The 19752-nt window shown below is 61.7% G+C and carries 15 protein-coding genes and 1 pseudogene; 7 read left to right on the top strand and 9 right to left on the bottom strand.

Translation table 11 applies throughout. The features are described 5' to 3' along the window. Nucleotides 1-346: pseudogene (locus ACVWZM_RS00005) on the bottom strand (transcriptional regulator); the annotation flags it as partial. A 221-nt stretch (nt 347-567) separates the two neighbouring features. Between ACVWZM_RS00005 and ACVWZM_RS00010 the strand changes: the two are divergent. From ACVWZM_RS00010 to ACVWZM_RS00025, 4 genes are all read left to right on the top strand, one after another. After that, nucleotides 568-3222 (top strand): PD-(D/E)XK nuclease family protein, encoded by a 2655-nt coding sequence (locus ACVWZM_RS00010; protein ID WP_456851326.1) that lies wholly within the window; start codon nt 568-570, stop codon nt 3220-3222. Beyond that, nucleotides 3222-6659 (top strand): UvrD-helicase domain-containing protein, encoded by a 3438-nt coding sequence (locus ACVWZM_RS00015; RefSeq protein ID WP_456856582.1) that lies wholly within the window; start codon nt 3222-3224, stop codon nt 6657-6659. Before ACVWZM_RS00010 ends, ACVWZM_RS00015 begins: the two co-directional genes overlap by 1 nt. Further along, nucleotides 6652-9339 carry an ATP-binding domain-containing protein gene (locus ACVWZM_RS00020; RefSeq protein ID WP_456851328.1) on the top strand — a complete coding sequence of 896 codons (2688 nt, stop codon included), beginning with the start codon at nt 6652-6654 and terminating at the stop codon, nt 9337-9339. The genes ACVWZM_RS00015 and ACVWZM_RS00020 overlap by 8 nt, the downstream gene beginning before the upstream one ends. Before the next feature lie 256 nt (nt 9340-9595). Beyond that, on the top strand, nt 9596-9889 hold the full coding sequence (locus tag ACVWZM_RS00025; RefSeq protein WP_456851330.1) for a helix-turn-helix transcriptional regulator: 294 nt from the start codon (nt 9596-9598) through the stop codon (nt 9887-9889). On the opposite strand, the gene ACVWZM_RS00030 is transcribed toward ACVWZM_RS00025, so the two are convergent. From ACVWZM_RS00030 to ACVWZM_RS00045, 4 genes are read right to left on the bottom strand one after another with little or no spacing between them, the layout of a single operon-like run. Beyond that, the gene (locus ACVWZM_RS00030; protein WP_456851332.1) at nt 9890-11227 is read right to left on the bottom strand and encodes a hypothetical protein; all 1338 of its coding nucleotides are present in this window, start codon (nt 11225-11227) and stop codon (nt 9890-9892) included. Further along, the gene (locus tag ACVWZM_RS00035; protein WP_456851334.1) at nt 11218-11739 is read right to left on the bottom strand and encodes a hypothetical protein; all 522 of its coding nucleotides are present in this window, start codon (nt 11737-11739) and stop codon (nt 11218-11220) included. The genes ACVWZM_RS00030 and ACVWZM_RS00035 overlap by 10 nt, the downstream gene beginning before the upstream one ends. After that, the gene (locus tag ACVWZM_RS00040) at nt 11687-12163 is read right to left on the bottom strand and encodes a DUF7665 family protein (protein WP_456851336.1); all 477 of its coding nucleotides are present in this window, start codon (nt 12161-12163) and stop codon (nt 11687-11689) included. The genes ACVWZM_RS00035 and ACVWZM_RS00040 overlap by 53 nt, the downstream gene beginning before the upstream one ends. Further along, nucleotides 12160-12693: a hypothetical protein gene (locus tag ACVWZM_RS00045; RefSeq protein ID WP_456851338.1), complete on the bottom strand. Its 534-nt coding sequence runs from the start codon at nt 12691-12693 to the stop codon at nt 12160-12162. The genes ACVWZM_RS00040 and ACVWZM_RS00045 overlap by 4 nt, the downstream gene beginning before the upstream one ends. Nucleotides 12694-12874: 181 nt before the next feature. On the opposite strand from ACVWZM_RS00045, the gene ACVWZM_RS00050 reads away from it, so the two are divergent. Genes ACVWZM_RS00050 through ACVWZM_RS00060 form a run of 3 tightly spaced genes read left to right on the top strand, consistent with a single transcriptional unit; the run spans nt 12875 to nt 15173 of the window. Beyond that, the gene (locus ACVWZM_RS00050) at nt 12875-13234 is read left to right on the top strand and encodes a helix-turn-helix domain-containing protein (RefSeq protein ID WP_456851340.1); all 360 of its coding nucleotides are present in this window, start codon (nt 12875-12877) and stop codon (nt 13232-13234) included. Beyond that, nucleotides 13231-13761: an ImmA/IrrE family metallo-endopeptidase gene (locus ACVWZM_RS00055; RefSeq protein ID WP_456851342.1), complete on the top strand. Its 531-nt coding sequence runs from the start codon at nt 13231-13233 to the stop codon at nt 13759-13761. Before ACVWZM_RS00050 ends, ACVWZM_RS00055 begins: the two co-directional genes overlap by 4 nt. Next, the gene (locus ACVWZM_RS00060; RefSeq protein WP_456851344.1) at nt 13758-15173 is read left to right on the top strand and encodes an exonuclease domain-containing protein; all 1416 of its coding nucleotides are present in this window, start codon (nt 13758-13760) and stop codon (nt 15171-15173) included. Before ACVWZM_RS00055 ends, ACVWZM_RS00060 begins: the two co-directional genes overlap by 4 nt. A 68-nt stretch (nt 15174-15241) precedes the next feature. Here ACVWZM_RS00060 and ACVWZM_RS00065 read toward each other — a convergent pair whose 3' ends face one another. The 4 genes from ACVWZM_RS00065 to ACVWZM_RS00080 all read right to left on the bottom strand — a co-directional run bounded on the left by ACVWZM_RS00065 (nt 15242) and on the right by ACVWZM_RS00080 (nt 19473). After that, nucleotides 15242-16906: a DEAD/DEAH box helicase gene (locus ACVWZM_RS00065; RefSeq protein ID WP_456851346.1), complete on the bottom strand. Its 1665-nt coding sequence runs from the start codon at nt 16904-16906 to the stop codon at nt 15242-15244. Then, nucleotides 16890-17318, bottom strand: a complete 429-nt coding sequence (locus ACVWZM_RS00070) for a hypothetical protein (protein ID WP_456851348.1) — start codon at nt 17316-17318, stop codon at nt 16890-16892. Before ACVWZM_RS00070 ends, ACVWZM_RS00065 begins: the two co-directional genes overlap by 17 nt. Beyond that, nucleotides 17315-17935 (bottom strand): hypothetical protein, encoded by a 621-nt coding sequence (locus tag ACVWZM_RS00075; protein ID WP_456851350.1) that lies wholly within the window; start codon nt 17933-17935, stop codon nt 17315-17317. Before ACVWZM_RS00075 ends, ACVWZM_RS00070 begins: the two co-directional genes overlap by 4 nt. A gap of 281 nt (nt 17936-18216) precedes the next feature. Beyond that, on the bottom strand, nt 18217-19473 hold the full coding sequence (locus ACVWZM_RS00080; protein ID WP_456851352.1) for a tyrosine-type recombinase/integrase: 1257 nt from the start codon (nt 19471-19473) through the stop codon (nt 18217-18219). Between the last annotated feature and the right edge of the window lie 279 nt (nt 19474-19752).

Here is a 19752-nt window from a genome sequence, read left to right on the forward strand (position 1 = left end):
GTGCGACATCAGCGCTGGGAAGCGCCGCAATCCATGAATCGTGCGCGGGCACAGCGCCTTCGGCGACCGAGCGAAGCTGCGCGAGATAGACGTAAGGGTCCGGCTCAAGGAAGCGCAGAACGAATTGCTCGGCGGCGACGTAACGCTTAGCGCGGGTGTCATACTCCATGTTTCCGGGCGCCCGCTCCTGATAGAGCGTCAGGTCCTTCGACGCCTGCGGAACCGATACGCCGAAGACCTCCACGAGGTCGGCGCGGTTGATCGAGCCCTCCCAGAACAGCCGGAACTCGATGAATTCGAGCCGGCGCCCCACCCCCCATTTCAACGCCGTAGCGGCCTCTGCCATTGTTTCCGCCTCGCGCAAATGAGAATAAAAAGTATATGGACACGCAACCTCAGTCCGTATAATTATTATTCCCATTAGGGGCGCGCGTCAACGGGTGAACGCTCGCGAATTGGGGGGCACGGCATGCAGGGGTGCGGCTCGAAAAGCGAATTCAGCGGACGGCGATCGCCGCCGCTGGCTCGGCGTTCCAGCAATCAGCCGCGCCTGGAAGGAGAGCGGCCTTGATCATCGTGAGTCGATCCACCATGGTCGTTCACGGCCGCCTCGCCATGCAAGAGAGCCGGCTGGCTGCGAGCCGTGACAGTCGTCACGGCCTCCATATCATGTCCTTCGAGCAGGCGGCCGTCCGGCTGGCCGGCGGCTTCGCCCGGCCCATCGACGACGAGAGCCTGCGCACGGCCATTCAGGCGGCCCTGCCCACGACACAGATGGGCGAGTTGGAGAGCATTAAGGTCCTTCCCGGCATGATCGATGCGGCGGCCGACACGCTCCACAAGGCCTGGCGCGCGGGCATCGACCTCGCTGCGCGAGCGGCCGACCATCCGCGTCTCGGCGCCATCGCACGCCTGGAGGCGGCCGTCCTCGACCAGCTTCCGTCCGGCATGATGCGCCCCCTCGACATCGTCGCCGCCGCGACCGCCCGCATTGGTCATGCGCCGGCCGTCCTCGGTCCGATGGAGATCGCCGGCCTCACCGAACTCTCACCCTGCTGGCGGCCGCTGCTCAAGGCTCTCACCGCCCATATCCCCGTGCAATGGACGGCCGGCCCGAGGAGCGTTCCCGCGTGGTTGGACGGCACGGGCGTCACGGTCGCGCGCGCACCGGCGAAAACGCCGGGGATCAGCGCCGTAAGCGCGGCGACGGCCTATCACGAGGCCATCGAGGCGATGCGCTGGGCGCGAAGCCTGCTCGCCTCGGGCGTGTCGCCCGCGCAAATCGCCATCGCGACCGCATCGCCCGCCGACTATGACGATCATTTCCTGGCCCTGCGCGCCGACGCTAATATCGACCTGCACTTCGTCCACGGCGTCCGAACCGTCACCACCCGCGAGGGCCAGGCGGCCGCGGCGCTGGCCGATATCGTGGTTCGCGGTCTGTCGCAGTCGCGGCTGCGCCGTCTGGCGGCGCTGTGCCGGGACACAGGTCCCTTCAAGACCCTGCCCGAAGGCTGGTTGCGCGTTCTGCCGACCGATGCGCCGCTCTCGACGCTGGGCGCCTGGAGCCGCCTGCTCGCGCGGTTGACGCCGGAAGACTGGCCCGACGGCACGGACCATGCTCCGGCGCTGCGCACAGCGGTCGAGATTCTGGCGAAAGGACCGGACGCCGCCAGCGAGATCGGAGAAGCTTTCCTCAAGGGCCGAGCGCTCGCAATCTGGCGAAAGGCGCTTCTCGCCGGCCCCGCTGCCTCGATCGACGCGACGCTGGAAACGCTGAAGCAGGACGACGGACTGGAGGCTTGCGTCTGCGTCGCCTGGATGCCGGCCAGCGCCCTCGCAGCGTCGCCCCGCCGCTTTGTGCGGCTCCTCGGGCTCAATTCCTCGCGCTGGCCGCGCGGGATTGCCGAGGACCGGCTGATCCCGGACCATATCATCCCGACCCCGGTGCTCGATCCGCTGCCGGTAAACCTCGCTGATCGCCGCGACTTCGAGACGATCCTCGCAACGACGGCCGACAACGTCGTTCTCTCGCGCGCCCGGCGCGACAGCGACGGGCGTCTCCTGGGACGCAGCCCCCTGCTCGCCGGACATGGCGACGAAACCTACCTCCGCCGCAACGCGACACCGGGGCATGCCTTCAGCGAGACCGACCGCCTCACGGCCCGGCCCCACGAGTTCGCGGCCGATCCGCAAGCGGTCGGCGCGCAAGGCTGCTGGCGCGACTGGCGGCAGACGGAGATCACTCCACATGACGGGCTCGTGCGGGCGGATCATCCGCTCGTTCTTGCGATCCTCAGCCGCACCCAGTCGGCCAGCTCGCTTCGCCGCCTGCTGCGCAATCCGCTCAGCTTCGTGTGGGTCTATGCGTTCGGATGGCGTGAACCGCAAAGCAGCGCCGAACCGCTCGTGCTCGACGCGCTCGGGATCGGCGATCTCGTCCACATGGTTCTGGATCGCGCCTTGCGCGACCTCGAAACCGGAGGCGGACTTGCATCCGCCGACACGGAGACCGTCGAAGCGGCAGTAGCCCGGGCCGCGCAAGCGGTTGCCGCCGATTGGGAAAGCGAGCGGCCAGTTCCGCCCGCTGTCATCTGGGGACGCACCCTCGACGACGCCCGCGTGATGGCGGGCCGCGCCCTGTCCTATGGCGATGACCTTCTGCCGGGCGCACGCTCCTATGGAGAGGTGCCCTTCGGTGGCTCGGAGCCGAAATCTGAAGCCGAAGCCCCATGGGATGCGAGCACGCCGGTTACGATCCCCGACACTGGCTTCAACATCGCTGGCTATATCGACCGGCTCGACATCTCGGGCGACGGCAAGCGCGCGCTCGTCCGCGACTACAAGACCGGCCGCCCGCCGCGGGGCGACATCCGCCTGAACGGCGGACGCGAGCTTCAGCGCTGTCTCTATGCCTTCGCGGTGAAGGCGCTCCTCGGCGACGATGTCGCCATCAGCGCCTCGCTGCTCTACCCCCGCGAGCCCATCGATCTTCAGCTCGACGATCCCGAGGCCGTGCTCGCGGAGATCACGGGCTATCTCCGTGCGGCAAGGTCGAGTCTGGCCAGCGGCGCAGCTCTGCCTGGCCCGGACACCGGCGGCGATTATGACGACCTCGCCTTCGCGCTGCCGGCCAATGCCAGCGCCACCTATTGCAAACGCAAGATGCCCGCCGCGACGGAGCGGCTGGGCGAAGTCGCTCAGGTCTGGGAGGCGGAATGATGAGCAGCGTGTCCAAGATGCTGAAGGATGACGGCGCACGCCGCGATGCGATCAGCCTTCATGACCGCTCGATCCTGGTCGAGGCTGGCGCGGGTTCGGGCAAGACCGCCGTCATGGCCGGCCGCATCGCCGCCATGCTCGCCGAAGGCGTCTCGCCGCGTTCCATCGCCGCCGTCACCTTCACCGAGCTTGCCGCGAGCGAGCTGTTATCGCGTGTCCGCGAATTCGTCGCCGACCTCTCGGCCGGCAAGATCGCGACCGAACTGCGCGTGGCGCTGCCCAATGGGCTGTCCCAGACCCATCGCGACAATCTCGCCGCCGCAAGCGCCGCGATCGACGAGATCACCTGTTCGACCATCCACGGCTTCTGCCAGCGCCTGATCAAGCCCTATCCGGCGGAGGCCGACATCGATCCCGGCGCCGGCGTCATGGATCGCAACCAGGCCGATCTCACCTTCCTCGAAATTGTGGACGGCTGGCTGCGCGAGCGCCTGTCCGGCGGCCAGGGCAGCGTCCTTGCCGAGATGGTGCTGCACAGCCCCGGGGAAACCGTGGCGCTCATCCACAAGATCGCCGAGAATCTGCGCCGCCGGCGCACGCTCGCGGCCCCGCTCGTTTCCCCGCTTAGCGGCCATCTGACGGCGTTTCGGCAGGCCACCGCGGATTTTGCGAGCTTCATGAACGGCACGGCGGCGGCCGAGCCGGAGACGGTGGCGATCGTCGAGCGGCTGGCCGAGATGGCAACCGCCTTGGCAAACGGTCCCGATCCCGCCACGCCCACGGGGCTCGTCCAGCTCCTGACCTCGCGTCCTCACCCGGACCTTTGCACCAAGGCCGGCGCCTTCGCCTCCTATCGCAAGAAGGGCAAATGGGCCGCCGCGGCAAAGCAGGCCGGCCTCTCCAAGGCCGATGGCGACCGGCTGAACGTCGCGGCCGATGCCCACTACACCGCCTGCTGCGACGCCTGGGTTTCGCTTGTTCAGGCCGCGGCCGGCCAGGCCCTTGGGGCGCTGATCGAAGAAGGGTGCCCGATCCTGCAACGCTATCGCGACCACAAGCGCGCGAGCGCCCAACTCGACTTCGACGATCTGATTTTCGCCGCGCGCGATCTGCTGCGCGACCATGACGACGTCCGCCGCGCGCTCGGCCAGCGTTTCGCCCATGTCCTCGTCGACGAGTTCCAGGACACCGATCCCCTGCAAACCGAGATCTTCTGGCGCCTGTGCGGCGAGCCGGTCGATGGTGATGACGACTGGACCGGGTTCCGCATCCGGCCGGGCGCGCTCTTCCTCGTCGGCGATCCCAAACAGGCGATCTATCGCTTCCGTGGCGCTGATGTCGGCGCCTACGTTCAGGCGCGCGACGCCTTCCGCGCCCAGGACCCCGGCAGCCTTCTGTCGATCTCCACGAATTTCCGCTCCTGCGCCTCGATCCTCACCTTCGTCAACGAGCGCTTCGAGGCGGTACTTTCGGCCGATGGGCAGCCGGGCTTCACCGCCCTCGATCCGTTCCATGACGACCGCGGCGGCCTGTCCGTGGCGGCCCTCGACATCGCCGTGGCCGATGAAAACGGCAAGGCCAGCGCCGAGCAGCAGCGCGACGCCGAGGCCGATGCCATCGCCGATCTGTGCGCACGGCTGATCGAAAGCCATCCCATCATCGACCGGCGTAGCGGAGCGGAACGCCCTTGCCAGCCGGGCGACATCGCCTTGCTGGCGCCGACCGGTGCGGAGCTGTGGCGCTATGAGGAAGCCTTGGAGCGCCGGGGCATCCCCGTGGCGACCCAGGCCGGCAAGGGGCTGTTCCGTCGCCAGGAAATACAGGACCTGATCGCGCTGACGCGCGTCCTCGCCGATCGCCGCGACACACTGGCGCTCGGCGCGCTGCTCCGCGGGCCTCAGGTCGGTCTCGCCGAAGAAGAGCTGCTGGACATCGTCTGGGGGCTTCCGCGCTCGGAGGAAGAGCCGGCTCGGATTCCGCGTCTGGATCTCAGCATCGACCCCGCTGTCATCGCGCACCCGCTCGCACGCGAGGTCATCGAGCGGCTGCAATCGCTTTCCCGGCGCGGCAACAGCACGACCCCACACGAGCTGCTCTCGCAGGCCGTGGACGTGATGCGCGTTCGCCCGATTCTCCTCGAGCGCCATCGTGGCCAGGCCGAGCGCGCGCTCGCCAATGTCGATCTCTATCTTAGCCTGTCGACTGGCTACGCCGTGCGCGGCCTGCGCGCCTTTGCCGAGGCGATGACGGCGGCGTGGTCGGACGAGGCACGCGCCGTCGAGGGCCGGCCCGACGCCCAAGAGGAAGCCGTCGCGCTCTTCACCATGCACGCGGCCAAAGGACTGGAATGGCCGATCGTCATTCCGGTCAACACCATGACCGGCGTCATGGCGCCCGAAAGCGCGGTCATCGACCGCCAGACGGAAACCTTTTATTGCCCGGTCCTGGGCGTCCCGCCCGAGGGCTACGAGGCCGCGCGCGAGGCGGAAAAAGACGAGCTGGACCGCGAACGCATCCGGCTCTGGTATGTCGCCGCCACTCGCGCACGTGAACTCCTCGTCCTGCCCCGGCTCGACACGACGCCGGCGAAATCCGCCTGGATCGGTCTCGTCGACCTGTCGCTCGCCGAGCTTCCCGCCCTGGACGTCTCCCACCTGCCTGCCGGCATCACCACCGCAGGCGCGGGAGCGGCCAACGCCCAGACGCGCGCGAGCTTCGCAGCGGAAGCCGAAACCATCGCCGCCGGGCAGACGCGGCTGACCTGGCTCGCGCCCAGCCGCGACGAGAATGCCGCCGGGACCGTACTCCAGGAAGAAGAGGCCACGATCTGGACCGGATCGGCCGACGACCAGCCTCCCGAGCTGGAAACCGCCGGCCTGGTGCAGGGCGGACGCGAACGCGGGCTGATCCTGCACAAGCTCATGGAAGAGGTGCTAACCGGCGAAACCCAAGAGGCTGAGGCGGCCATTGCCGAACGGGCTGCCATCCTCATCCGCGCCCTCGGCCGGTCTCCGGTCGCCGACCCGGCGACGGGATTGTCGGCCCAGGAGCTGGCGTCCTGTGTCGCCCGGACCTTGGCCCTGCCTGACATCGTGGCCTTGCGGCCGGGTCTTCTGGCCGAGTGTCCCGTCTATGCCGCGCAGGCGGCCGACGGCCTGGAAACCGCAACGGCCGGGATCGCGGATGCCCTGACCTTGACGGCCGAGGGCCGTCCCGCCGTCGTCGTGGACTGGAAGAGCGACGTGGCGCCGGCCCCTGAAACGCTCGATCACTATCGCGCGCAGGTTCGGGCCTATCTCGGCATGACCGACGCCGAGCGAGGGTTGATCGTGCTGATGACCTCCGGCGCCGTCATCCCCGTGCAGTCTATGGACGTGCCTGTATTTCCAATGCCATCACAAGATAGAGTTTCCGACGGGGATGGGTGCAATGGCTAGATTGGAAGACGATCAAAGACATATTGAGGCTATCGCACGGGAAAGCCTCGAAACCTTCGCGACAATTTCTGACGCTGCCAAGAGTCATCTCGCGTCCGCTGCCGGGAGCGACGTCTCTCTCCAAATCGCTGATAACAGCTGGACATCCCCTGAGCCTGACAGAAACAGACGTCGCATCGATCAAGAAAACACCGAAGGCCACCGGCTTCTTGCGCTCGAACCCGCGATCGCCCGCGTCGCAGTCGTTGATGAGGACGGAATTGCAACGGCATACTTTATTTGTCGCGCGGCGCCCGTTTCCATCACGGATAAGCGGATTAAGCTGGCAAGCTATCGTTCGCCCATGGGCAGGTTGGCCGCACTTCCGGTCGGTGCCGATCACACGGTTCGCCTCAACGGTCGCCCCGTTTCGGTTGAGGTTTTGGAATATGCGCGATTTCAGCCAAAGACGGTCGACGGGGAATGGGACTCGCGTAACTCGATTGTCCAAGGCGACACCTATGGCCCCGTCACGGTCGAGTCACTTCGACGGCTGCTCGAACGAGTTGAGCCGGATGTTGACGCGACCTTGCTGGATAGTCTTTTGGACGAGGAGAGCCAGGCAGAGAACATCCGCGAAGGGCTGCGCCGCAGCGTCATCACCAAGATGGATCTCCGCGATCAGCCCATTCTGGACCAATACCAAGACGATATCTTCCGTCTGCCGTTGAACAGCCGTCTGTTGATCCTCGGGGCGCCAGGCACTGGAAAAACGACCACGTTGATACGCCGCTTGGGCCAGAAACTCGACATAGCATTCCTCGACGAGGACGAGCAGCGGGCTGTTGGCGCGGCATCACGCGACGGTCACGCCAACCATGCTCGTGATTGGATCATGTTCACCCCGACGGAATTGCTGAAGCTCTATGTGAAAGAGGCATTCAATCGTGAAGGTATCCCAGCGCCGGATGACCGCATAAGCACTTGGGCCGACTTACGCGAAGATCTCGCGCGCAACGAGTTCTCCATCCTTCGATCTGCAGCCAACAACAGTTCATTCGTATTAAAGGATGCTGCGCGCACGCTCAAAGCCGAGGCGGAAAACGATGCGATTGGCTGGTTCGCCGACTTCGACCAATGGCAAAAGACCGCCTATTGGGACGAGATGCGAGCCTCGGCTCAGAGCTTGAGCGACCATGCTGCGCCCGATGTGGCACGCGTGGGCGCGAGACTTCTCACGGCCATGGGCGCGAATGGAACGGACGCGCCAAGCATATTCGTCGCCTTGCTGCCGATCGCTGACGACATTCGTGCGATGGTGGAGAGTCGAAAGGAGGCTACCGACGCGGCGATCCGTGGCGCACTGAATTTGCAGGTCAACAAGGATCGGCGTTTTCTTGACGCGTTCGGAAGCTTTGTTGAAGGGCTGTCCGACCTTGCCGATGATGTGGAGGAGCAGGACGCCGAGGACGAAGATGAAGCGGGTCCACCGCGCGTGGGCAGAGCTGCCGCTATGAACCACTACATGCGGGTGATGCGCTCGCTGGCCCGCGCTCGGGCTCGTAAGCGAAACGTAGTTAAGACCAGTCGAACCGGCCGCATTCTCGACTGGCTCGGCGATCGGACGCTGCCCGACGCCGATCTGCAGGCAACCGGCGAGAGCCTGCTCGTCCAGACTGCGCTGAGGTGGTTTCTGAATCCCGTACGCCGATATGTGGACGGCACCCCCCAACGCTACCGCCGGTTTCGCCGCAGCCGGCAAGCTGAAGGTGTTTGGTACCAGCTGGAAGGCTTCCCCCCTACGGACATCCATCCCCTGGAGGTCGATATTCTGCTTCTTGCAATGATACGAAGCACGGACGACTTGGTGAGGCGGGCGCGGCGCCTTAGTGACGCAGGCGACCCGGCTCAATCGATTTTGGAACGGTTGGAGAATGTGTACCGGACACAAGTGCTTGTCGATGAAGCGACCGACTTCTCACCCATCCAGCTTTCCTGCATGGCAACGCTGGCGCGACCTGGCACGCGTTCATTCTTCGCCTGCGGCGATTTCAACCAACGTGTGACAAGTTGGGGCACACGTTCGATCGAGCAAATGAGGTGGGTGCTTCCCGACATCGAGCCTCGTACCATCACTGTAGCTTATCGGCAAAGCCGCCGGCTACACGAGCTCGCTCGACAGCTGGTCAGTCTTAGCGGTGACGGCGCGGCTGAAGTCGTGCTTCCGGACTATGCAGAGAACGAAGGTGTCGCGCCGGTTCTCGCATTCAACATGAGCGATATATCGGAGACAGCGCGCTGGCTGGCTCAGCGCATTCTTGAGATTGAGGCATTTGTTCAAGCACTGCCGTCCATCGCTGTCCTTGTAAATAGTGAAGTCGATGTTCGACCTGTCGCAGCCGCGCTGGCTGACGCGCTAATCGAGCGCAATATTCGTGTGATTCCTTGCCCCGACGGCCAAGTCCGTGGTCGTGAAAGCGCTGTGCGCGTGTTCAACGTCCAACACATCAAGGGCTTGGAATTTGAGGCGGTGTTTTTTCTCGGTATTGACAAGCTCGCCGAAGAGCAGCCCGATCTGTTCGATAAGTACCTTTATGTCGGCACAACGCGTGCCGCCACCTATCTCGGCATCACATGCGAGCAATCGCTTCCAAGCCAGTTGGAACCCTTGCGAGAGAAGTTTGCGGAGATGTGGCGATAGCCGCTTGGAGATGCCGAACGGTTGAAGACCCGCGCCATGAAGTTGCGGGTAATTGGCAGTGAATGATACGCCACGTTCGGGCAGGACCATTTGGCAAACCCCGAAGGCGAACCTCGTACCATCAGATATCAACCGGATGCTCTGTCCGATTTACACGTTAGAATACGACATAGCTCTACGCCAACCAACTCGAGCTTGTTTTCCGCTTTATCTATCGCTTTTTATCGTTTCAGGCAGACAGGCGATGGACGTTCAAATGAAGCAGCAAGCCGAAACTATTGTGAAGCGAACCATCAGGCGGCATCAGCTCCGGGAATTGGTCCCTCTCGCCGACACCACGATCTATGACATGGAGCAGCGCGGCGAATTTCCCCAGCGCTTTTATCTCACGTCCCGCTGCGTGGTCTGGGATCTTTCCGAGGTCGAGGCCTGGCTGGAAGAGCGGCGCCGCGCTTCACGCGCCAAGGCCGTGAAGCGCGCGCCCATTCCCGACGTCCAGCTCCGCAAGACGCGCCCCATCAAGTCATATATGACTAGTTATACGCTTTAGTCACGGAGTGGACTTCGCCGACGGTGGCCTCCCCGCATGCCGTGCGCCGCGCGCTTCGATTTTGACCAGAGGACCTGTTCTGGGCCGCGGCTCCGAAAGCCGTCGCACCTCGTTCGTCCTGCAAGGACAGCCCGAGGCGATGGCTATGAGACGCGAGACGGCGACCGTCGCGGCGACAGCACTGACATAGGGAGCCGCAACGCTCGCACCTGCAACTTCGGCCGTACCACAACGCCCGACCTCTGCTTCGAGGCGCTGGTAGGCATCATTGTCGGGGATCTGGTCTGCCCCCTGCTCGTCCGTCTGTCCTTCAAAGTGCTTGCGGATCGGCCGAGCGCTATCGAATATCGTGACCCGATATCGATCGAAGTCGGATGCCCTGCGGCCAAGCCCAGCGTCGACAATGCAATCGAAGCCGGTATTGCCCATGATCTTCCGCGCTTCGATCTTGTCCACCCCGCAGAGTGCGACGCGAGGATCAACATCCTCAAGCCGATCACCTTCAAGCAGATGGCGATCCGTGCGCCGCACATCGAATTTCTTTGCGGTCGCCCACTCCTCTGCAATCTTGGTCTTGAGGGCTCCGTAAGCTTCATCCCGGACCAAGACCGACGTGGCCCAGTTTTCCTCGGTCACTTTGTCGCGATCCTGGAGCATGATCGAAACGTTTGCGGGATCCGCATAAGGCAGTGACGCGAGGGCCCAGAGGAAAGCCTGACCCAGGTTTCCGAGTCCGACCAACCAGATTGCGCCGGGCAGGAATATCTCCTCGAAGCGGGGCGCCTCTTCGCCCGGCGCGACCGGCCATAGATCGAGCTCCGACGAAAAGTCGATTTGGCGACCGCATCCGGCCTGAAAGGCTGCGCCGACTGCAAGCGCCCCGGCGGCGACGCCCGACAGAGGATTTTCGCCATCGTCAGAATGGGGCTCACCAGGCCGAGCGATCCCTGCGCGCCAGCCTTGCCACCAGACCGAAACCGCAGACTCCGCGACGGCATCCGGCGCCGTGCCGATCAAGATCTGCTGTGACGGTGCGTCTTCGAAGTGGCTCGCGCCAACTTCCAGAGCGGCTTCCCCAAGTCTGGCGGCGGCAAGAGGAAGAGCCGAGTTCAGCGCAAGATCAGTGGCTCCCGCCACGCGGACGCCGCCGACGAACGTTCGACTGCCGACCGACACGGCGGTGAGGACGGCGGCATGCGCCGCCGGAGACGTTGCGTCCGGACCGACTACGATCTCCAAAGTCAGAGCACGAAGGCGGGTTTGGGCCTCATCGAAAGTTATGCCTTCTCTGTCGACGAGGATCCTGGACAACCGGGCGATTTGACGGTCTAGCGCCACGGCCACCACCCGACGTGAAAAGGCGAAGGACGTTCGCGACTACGGTCGCGCCATTGGCGCGCGCCCAGATATTCGTAGACGCCGATTCCGCCGGGCATGGTTGCCCGGGCCGCGAAGTCGGGCAGGATAACGGCGATGTGGCCGATTTCCGCGATGACCGGGTTTGCCTTGTCGGACGGGCTCTGTCCAAAGCCTCGAGGATGCACATGCACGTCGGCGACAACTTCACGCCCCGTCTTGCGGCAATAGGTCCAAAGATCTCCCAGTCGTCGCCCGTCGATATAGACAATGCCGGTGTCGAGAGCATGCGGATCGATGTCGTCGTAATAAACGAACTCGTCGATGCGACGAACTTTGCCTTTGGAGCCTAACAGGAATGCTCCGCTCTCTCGTTTTCCAAAAGTGCGACGACGCAGCTCGGCGACACCCGCCCGCCAGACCGCCTTCTCGCACAGGATTTCAGGCTGAGTTCCGAAGACGCTGCGCGCGAGCGTTGCTATTAAGGATGCCATGGAGGTCCTCGAAGATGAAAATCAGATGCCGGTCCGGGCGCCATGCGAGATGCGGAAAGTTGCCCGCATTGTTGCCGTGCGGCCCGGTCTGCCTGTCCCAGGGGCGATAGACGGTATCGGATCCCCATTGCTGGAAGGTCTTTTGAACCCGCGGACCGCCCTTGGGCCGTCGCTCGACGGCCAGCGGGCCGTTGCCGGCGTGATCCCAGATGCGGACCTGCGGCGCCTGAGCAGGATAGTTCGACAGCTCGGCCCGGAAGCCGTACTCGCTGACCGTGCCATCCGGCTCGATCGCAGAAATCGCGAAGTCCAGAATCGGGAAGTTGAAGGCGATGATGCGCCAACGACCCGCGTCGCAACCGCTGAGGAAATCTTGCTCCCCAAGATCGGCAGAGACGCGCGCTAAGCAGGGATCGGCGATCATGCGCCGCTCCCGTTGGCGATGTCGCCGCGGACGAGATCAAGGGCAAGCTCGCCGTGCTTCCCGGCCAGGTGGCCGATGTGTTCGTTGCCCGGCAATTCTTCCTTTTCATCGTGGCGCGTGAGCTCGAACTCGCTCGCCATGCTCGCATCCACCCCGAACGCCTTCAGCGCCCAGGTGAGCACGTCTTCGACGGTTGCGTTCCGGCGGAACGACTGAGTCTTGTGCTTGGCTTGATAGTAGACGGTGACCGCGACCTCGCCGACGTGATGAACGTGGTGATGACGCTTGTGCGGGTAATCGACCTCGACCACGACGACCGCGGTCAGGGGCTCGGCACAATCGTCACGAATCAAGATCAGCTCCTCGACGGCACAGCCGCGCTCGGCCGAGATGATCTCCAGAATCTTCGTCACGCTACTGCCGAATTCAATCTCGACGACGCGCTCTTCCCGGTATCCGGTCTTCACCGGGATCTTGATCATCGACGGCAGAGCGGCTGCTGCATCATTTTCAACAACAATCTCAGTCATTTGACTGATCTCCATGTCTTTCTGGATCGGCGAAGCAGTGGAGACCATCCCCACCCCGACCATACCCTCAACATGGAGATCGCCCCCGGAAATGTCAATACCACACACTTATGTTCTCATTAATGTTTGCTATATACACAAACAATGTCAGCTTGACGCACACCGGCGAGATGAGCAGTTTATGAGCATGTCAGACATGGAATTTTACCGCCGCCTCGGGCGCGCGGTGGCAAAACGGCGCGATGAGCTTGGGCTGACCCAGGGTGAGATCGCGGAAAAGCTCGGGCTTTCGCGAGCGTCGCTCGCTAATCTCGAGAGCGGACGTCAGCGCATCATGGTCCACCAGTTGTTCGCGCTCGTGAACGCCCTCAAGCTCAAATCAATCCTAGATTTGGTCCCTGAGACCTGGGTGCCCGCAGAACCGCTGCCGGAAATCAAAATGACCGGTGGAGCGGCGTTAAGTCCGCAAGAGCATTCGGCGGTGGCTAGCCTCATTGCGTCGGCAATTGCTGAAGACCGGCTAAAGAAGCGCGCGCCATGACACGGCGGGCCGACAAGAAGAAGGCGCGAGACGCGGCCAGGAAGCTACTAGAACAGTACCGCGTACGGGCGACGCCCGTGCCGATCGAAAGAATCGCAAAGTCGCTTGGGGTGCGTCTCGAATATGCGCCTCTCGATGGCGAACTTTCAGGTCTCGCCTATGTTCGCGATGGCGTGCCGATCATTGGGGTGAACACCCTGCACGCTCCAGCCCGCCAACGTTTCACGCTTGCCCACGAACTGGCCCATATCCAGCTTCACCGGGTCGAGCTCGAAGGCGCGGTTCACGTCGATCGCGGATCGCTGCGCCGGGACGCGTTGGCCTCAGCCGGCACTGACCCGACCGAAATCGAGGCAAACACTTTTGCCGCCGAGTTGCTTATGCCGGCCGATTTGTTGATGGCGGCGCTTGGCGGGCATTCCGTTGATCTGGAAGACGATGAAGCCGTCGCTTCACTCGCCAAGCGCTTCAAGGTTAGCGAAGCGGCCATGCGCTATCGATTGAGTTCGCTGGGGGAATCCGGGTGAGCTTCGTGCTCTATGACGTCGAGACGACCGGATTGGCGAAGCGATTTGACCAGATCGTGCACTTCGCCGCGGTCCGTACTGACCAGGAATTGAGGATTATTGACCGACTCCAGATCCGCTGCAGGCTGATGCCCCATATCATTCCGTCGCCGGAAGCCATGCATGTGACTGGACTGCGGATTGACCAGCTCACGGATCCCGCCCTCCCCTCGCACTTGGAGATGGTGTCGACAATTCGCCGCACACTTGAATCGTGGTGCCCGGCGCTTTTCCTCGGCTTCAATTCCCTCTCCTTCGACGAGGAGTTCCTTCGTCACGCCTTTTATCAATGTTTATACGATGCCTATCTCACCAACACGCAGGGCAGCGCGCGAGCGGATGTCCTCAGCCTCTGTCGGATGACGGCTGCGTTGAGGCCTGACGTTTTCAAGCCCGCGATAGATTCCACAGGGCGCGAGATATTTAAGCTCAAGCCGCTCGCCGAGGCCAATGCCATCGCGACGCCGCTGGCTCACGAGGCGATGGCCGACGTTCTCACCATGCACTCGATTTGTGCGCTTATCCGCTCCCGCGCGCCGGAGATATGGTCCCAATTCCTGCGGTTCAGTCGAAAGTCCAGCGTCGAATCCTTCATTACCGAGGAAGACGCGTTCTTGTTCTCGGAAATGGTAGGAAACCGGCATCGTGCCCGTATTGTGATGCGCATTGGGCAACACACCAAACAAGCGATCCGGCATTATTGCCTCGATTTGAACGCTGACATCGAGCGATTGCCCGCGTTGTCCCAGGACGAACTGATTGAGCTTTGCAAAAGCGCTGATCGGCCGATCGTCACCATCCGGACCAATGCCGCGCCGACGCTGTGGGCACTCTATGACGCCACACCTGAACACCTCGCCCCGTTTGACGAGGCGGAGGTGCTTGAGCGGGTGGCTCGGCTTCGCGACGACAGAGATTTTTTGGCGCGGCTTTGCCGAGCTGCACAAGCCGCCGAGCCAGAGTATCCTGCTTCGCCACACGTCGAAGACCAGCTCTATGAGCGAGGGTTCCCGCCAACCGAAGATAAGATACTCATGACGCGGTTTCATGCCGCACCATGGGAAGAAAAAGCCGTGCTGGCCCGACAATTCAGGGACGAACGCTACCGCCGTCTCGCAATGCGGCTCCTCTACATCGAGCAGCCAGGATTGTTGAAAACCGACCTGCGACTGGCATCGGAGCGTGAGTTGCGCAACCGTCTTATGGCTGCCGCCGATGCAGGTACACGCTGGCGCTCTATCCCGAACGCGCTGCGCGAGGCTCAGATCTTGGTCGCAGAGAAGCTGGCTCCCGACGACCTCGTGAGACAACTAAATTACATCTCCTATTTGAATAGACGTGCGGACGCGTTGGCTTTGCCGCCCGCCGGATAGCTGCCGACCGAGCCTGCCGTTTCCGCTTGCAAGCCCTTAAGCGCGTCTGCACCTTCCAACATGCGCGTCTAGAGGTCGGCCGCCATCGAGCAGGTCACCCTTCGGTTTTCAGCCACAAGGGCATTTGCGACCTGATGCAGGACCGAGGCTTCCCTGTTGCCATAACAGAGAACATAAATGTCTTTTGGCGTCGATACGGTTGAGCGGATGCGCGACATCTCCTGCCACATCGTCACCGGGTCTGATTTCGGAGAATAAAACACGGCGTAGTTGGCGAACGGGAGATCGAGACCTCGTCCTCCTGTGGTCCGGGTCATGAGAAGCACACCATTTGCACTCTTGCGAAATTTGTCGATCGCCAGTTTTCGTTCGTTGTCGGTTTTCTCTCCCGATAGTTCGAACAATGGAAGACGTGCCGCCGCCAGGATCGGTTTCAACCCTTCCATCAAAGTGATCGTTCGCAAGAACACCACGCCACGCTCTTTTGCTTTTGCACGCTTGGTCACGATCGCTAGGAGCGCATCCGTCTTCCGGCCGCGCAAGAAATGAAAATGATCGTCCTCGCGGTCGTCGCGCAGACTCGGAACATCCTGCAGAAACACCACCTCATTACGAGCGTTCTTTACCTTGCAGTCGCCGAAGTCAGCGCCCAGACCTTTTGTAAGGTCTTCAAGAATGTGTTGCGGCATCATCATCAATTTAGTGATGCCACAGAACGCATGGCGCACTGGACCTGTGATGAGGACGGAGCGCATTGCACCGGCTCCCGAACGAAGCTGTACCGACCGATTCAGTGCGCCTACGCACAATTGCGGCGCGCGGCGCTCGACGTCTCTGTAGTCGATCGGACCAATCGTCTCCTCAAGACGAAGGTGAGCCTTGCCTTTTGAGACATCGACGGCGTCAAGCAGAACGACAACATTGGGAGCATGCACCTGAAACATCTGGATCGGCTTGAACGGAATGACTGGCGCATAGCTTTCTTCTGGAACCGCGATCGCTACTGGGTTGAGGAGCTTACCGATCAAAGCCGACCGACGCTGGGCCTTCGTCAAGACACGACATTTTGGCGGGTACGATGCTAGTCCGAGTGTTGCCGATTTGATGATGTATCGCGCGGTCTGCGGAAGCTGCCGTGCCAACCGCTGCCAGAGCTCTGCATATCGCGCAGCGCTCTCCCGGTCCGTCTCGTCGACGACAACGAACTGGTCGAATTCGTCGACAATGACGAGATCAAAAGACGCGATCAGATCATCGGCGACGCCGCGCGCCAAGGCTCCGGCAAGGATTCCGGGTGTTGAGACAAGAAAATCACCCCGCAGAATGGATCGCCGCAACGCACCGGGATCACCGGATTGTTCGTCTGTTAGCCGCTCCACGGTCAGGGCGGTCGCAATCCAGCGCGCGACATCGAAGTGCTGAACGACCAGCGTGCGCGACGGCACGATCAGCAATATGCGGCTGGTGGGGCGCAATTTTTTCCAGAACGCCGCCACAAGGCAAGCAATCAGAGTTTTGCCAGTTCCGGTCGGAAGCTCAATTCCGGCATTCTGGCTTTCAAGGGCGATTTCGACCGCGCGGATCGCCGCATCGACCTGGTAGCGTCGTAACGTGTACGCCCGCTCGCGCGCAACATCATTGGCGAACAACGCCTCGGCAATCGTCCAGAATGCCGGGGTCGATTTTGACGCCGTCGATCGTGAATGTTTTGTGGGTTTACGGCTTTTGCGCAAGCGTCGCCCGAATACCTTTGGCAATAAACCAGCCGTTGCAGGTCAACCAGAGCGACACTCCGATGAAGAACAGCAGAAACACCCACAGGGCGACATGGACATTCGGGTATAGTGGGTCGGAAGCCGCGGCCTCGATCATGGCGAGACCGTCGATGAGGACGAAAACGACAAATGCGAGAACCAGTCCATTGATGACGTAGGTTTGGACGTTGGCGAGCTTTTCCAGCTCGATCTTGCACTCGACGATGGCCTTCTGCTGGTTGTCGTTACCTTGCGCCTTGTTGAGCTTTACCTTTTGCGCGAGAGCGACAAGGTCACGGAGCCATTGGCTCAACTGAATATTGAAAAAGCTGCCGACAAGGCCCGCAAGCGTCAACATCAGACCAACGGTAGCCAATGGATTTGCATTCATGTGCCATCTCCGGATGCGAGTGCCTCAAGGATCGAAAGGAGCGTTTCAGCCGGCACAGCAAGCCATCGAGAATTCCCGAAACTCGGCTTTGCCTTTGGCGGTTTGGGCCGTTCGCGCTCGGCGACGAAGGCAGCCAATCGATCGTAGACGACGCGCATCTCGTCTGCTGCACCTGGTGAGAGGCTGACGTCGAATTCGGTGACATGGCCCTGGCCTTCTTTCTTGGCTTCTTCGGCACGGGCTTTGTAACGTTCAAGCTGTACTTTCAATTCCTCACGCGCCGCTTGGCGCCATTGAGACGCTCGCCGAGTGCGCAACAGGCGGGCCAGGTATCCAGAGCGCGGCAGATTGAGGCCGAAGCGCTCATAGATGCGCGTTGCGTCGGGCTGCTCGTCGACGAAGATCCCATCATAGAACCGCGAGAGCCAATATTCGGTCTGCTGACTCTGAGTCTCAAAGCGCTTGTCGCCGACGATCCATTCGAGCAGCAACGTCGTCGCGAGCGATTCAAGGTTGCTCTTGAGGTTTTTCTTGGCGGCCGGCGAAGCATCGGTGGCGAGAAGTGCTAGTGCCCGCTCCAGCAGTGCTTTGCGGGCCTCGTCCTCCGGCTTTGCCATTTCCCATTCCCCCCGGTGCAGCGCCGAGCTCCGAGCAGGAGAATCGCACTGTCACTCCTATACATAGCGCGAATACAAAAACACAACCACTAACGCCCCATCTCCGCATCGCCAGCACCACCATCGGCCAAGGACTTAGGCTCGCGATTTTCGAGTGGTGTGACGAAGTCATGACATGGTGCATCCTGCAGCGTCACCGCGGGTCTCGCGTGCCGGCACGCGCGCCAAAACCGTGAAACGTGCGCCGATACCTGACGTTCAGCTTCGTAAGACGCGCCCCATCAAACATCCTGCTCGGGTGTAAGTAGGTCCATCGTCGGCGGATATAGGGTCGGTTTGTATTTCTGTCCGGTGGTCCAAGCGTCCACCAGGTTGGACCATTCCTGCATCATATGCCGGCGCTGATGCTCGTATTCGGCCTTGTTGTAGACACCCCGCGAGGAGCGCCCGTCCTCATGCGCCAGGCACTTTTCGATCCAGTCACTGTTGAATCCCAGCTCATTCAACAGGGTTGAGCCGGTTCGCCGAAGATCGTGAACCGTAAACGGCTCCAACGGCAGCCCCTCCTTCTTGGCCCGCTCCGCCACCGCCGTCGTGATCCGATTGAACGTCGCTCGCGACATAGGGGCGTCGGCATCATAACGCGACGGAAGAACGTATCTCGAGTTACCCGCGCAGGTCTTAAGAGCGACGAAAATGTCGAGCATCTGCTGCGACAGATAGACGTTGTGGGCTTTCGAGCGCTTCATGCGCTCCTTGGGAATCGACCAGACAGCGTTCTCGAAATCGACTTCATCCCAAACCGCATCCTGAAGCTCACTCTTACGGACCATTGTCAGCAGGAAAAGCTTCATGCCCAGCCGGATTGTCGGCAAGGTGGGAACATGCTCAAGCTGACCGAACATGATCCTGATTTCCGACGGTGACAGCGACCGGTCGCGCGGAGCGAAATGGGCGATCGATGCCGGGCCAACGTCGTCGGCAGGGTTATGGACTTTCTCGCCATGCAGGATGGCGAAGCCGTAAATCTGTTTGACGATGTCACGGACATGGATTGCCACCGCCGGAGCGCCGCGCTCCTTTACCTTCGCACAAAGCGCTCGCAGATCTTCAGTCATGATCTCAGTTAGAAGCCGCTTGCGAAACTTGGGCAGGATGTCCCGCTCATAGATGGAACGCCTCATGGCCTTGGTGCTGTCGGCCATGCGGCCTTCTTGAAACCAGCGTTCGCCAAACTCGCCGAAGCTCTTGGCTTCTTTGATCTTCCGTTTTGCGCTTTGCTTCTCAATCGCAGGAGAGCGTCCCTCCTGGACCGCCTTTTTGGCCTCGATGAGCTTCTCGCGTGCTCGCGCAAGGGAAATGCCGGTCGGCCCATATCTGCCGATGATTACCGTCTCGCGACGCCCATTCAGACGGTAGTCGTAGCGGAAGGTCATTGTGCCAGACGGCATGACGAGCAGGTACATCCCGTCGCGGTCCGTCACCTTGTATTTTTTATCCTTTGATTTCAATACCTTGATGGCTGCGTCGGTCAGCACTTTTGCCTCCTGAATCACGTTAAACGAGGAGGAAAACCACCAAAAAGTCCGTCAGCCAATTCCGAGCTAAAGCATGAAAAGTTATTCTTTATTTTCAATGGCATAGGCTCAAAAAAAGTCCGTCAGCGGCTTCCTTTCCGCTGACGGTACTTTCAAGGTGTCCCTTGTGCAAGTTTCAGGAACCCGCCAAAAAGTCCGTCAATATCGAGGCTTTCCCCGCGATAGGCGGCGATAGATGACGAAGCTTTTATTATGTCATTTCAATGCGTTGTGGAGATC

The sequence above is a fragment of the Bradyrhizobium sp. USDA 4501 genome, from assembly GCF_054062115.1.

Excerpts from the sequence above, each read along its gene's own strand:
- ACVWZM_RS00015 (WP_456856582.1), top strand. The coding sequence starts at position 3,222 with ATGAGCAGCGTGTCCAAGATGCTGAAGGATGACGGCGCACGCCGCGAT.
- ACVWZM_RS00020 (WP_456851328.1), top strand. The coding sequence starts at position 6,652 with ATGGCTAGATTGGAAGACGATCAAAGACATATTGAGGCTATCGCACGG.
- ACVWZM_RS00025 (WP_456851330.1), top strand. The coding sequence starts at position 9,596 with ATGAAGCAGCAAGCCGAAACTATTGTGAAGCGAACCATCAGGCGGCAT.
- ACVWZM_RS00035 (WP_456851334.1), bottom strand. The coding sequence starts at position 11,739 with ATGGCATCCTTAATAGCAACGCTCGCGCGCAGCGTCTTCGGAACTCAG.
- ACVWZM_RS00040 (WP_456851336.1), bottom strand. The coding sequence starts at position 12,163 with ATGATCGCCGATCCCTGCTTAGCGCGCGTCTCTGCCGATCTTGGGGAG.
- ACVWZM_RS00045 (WP_456851338.1), bottom strand. The coding sequence starts at position 12,693 with ATGACTGAGATTGTTGTTGAAAATGATGCAGCAGCCGCTCTGCCGTCG.
- ACVWZM_RS00050 (WP_456851340.1), top strand. The coding sequence starts at position 12,875 with ATGAGCATGTCAGACATGGAATTTTACCGCCGCCTCGGGCGCGCGGTG.
- ACVWZM_RS00055 (WP_456851342.1), top strand. The coding sequence starts at position 13,231 with ATGACACGGCGGGCCGACAAGAAGAAGGCGCGAGACGCGGCCAGGAAG.
- ACVWZM_RS00070 (WP_456851348.1), bottom strand. The coding sequence starts at position 17,318 with ATGAATGCAAATCCATTGGCTACCGTTGGTCTGATGTTGACGCTTGCG.
- ACVWZM_RS00075 (WP_456851350.1), bottom strand. The coding sequence starts at position 17,935 with ATGGCAAAGCCGGAGGACGAGGCCCGCAAAGCACTGCTGGAGCGGGCA.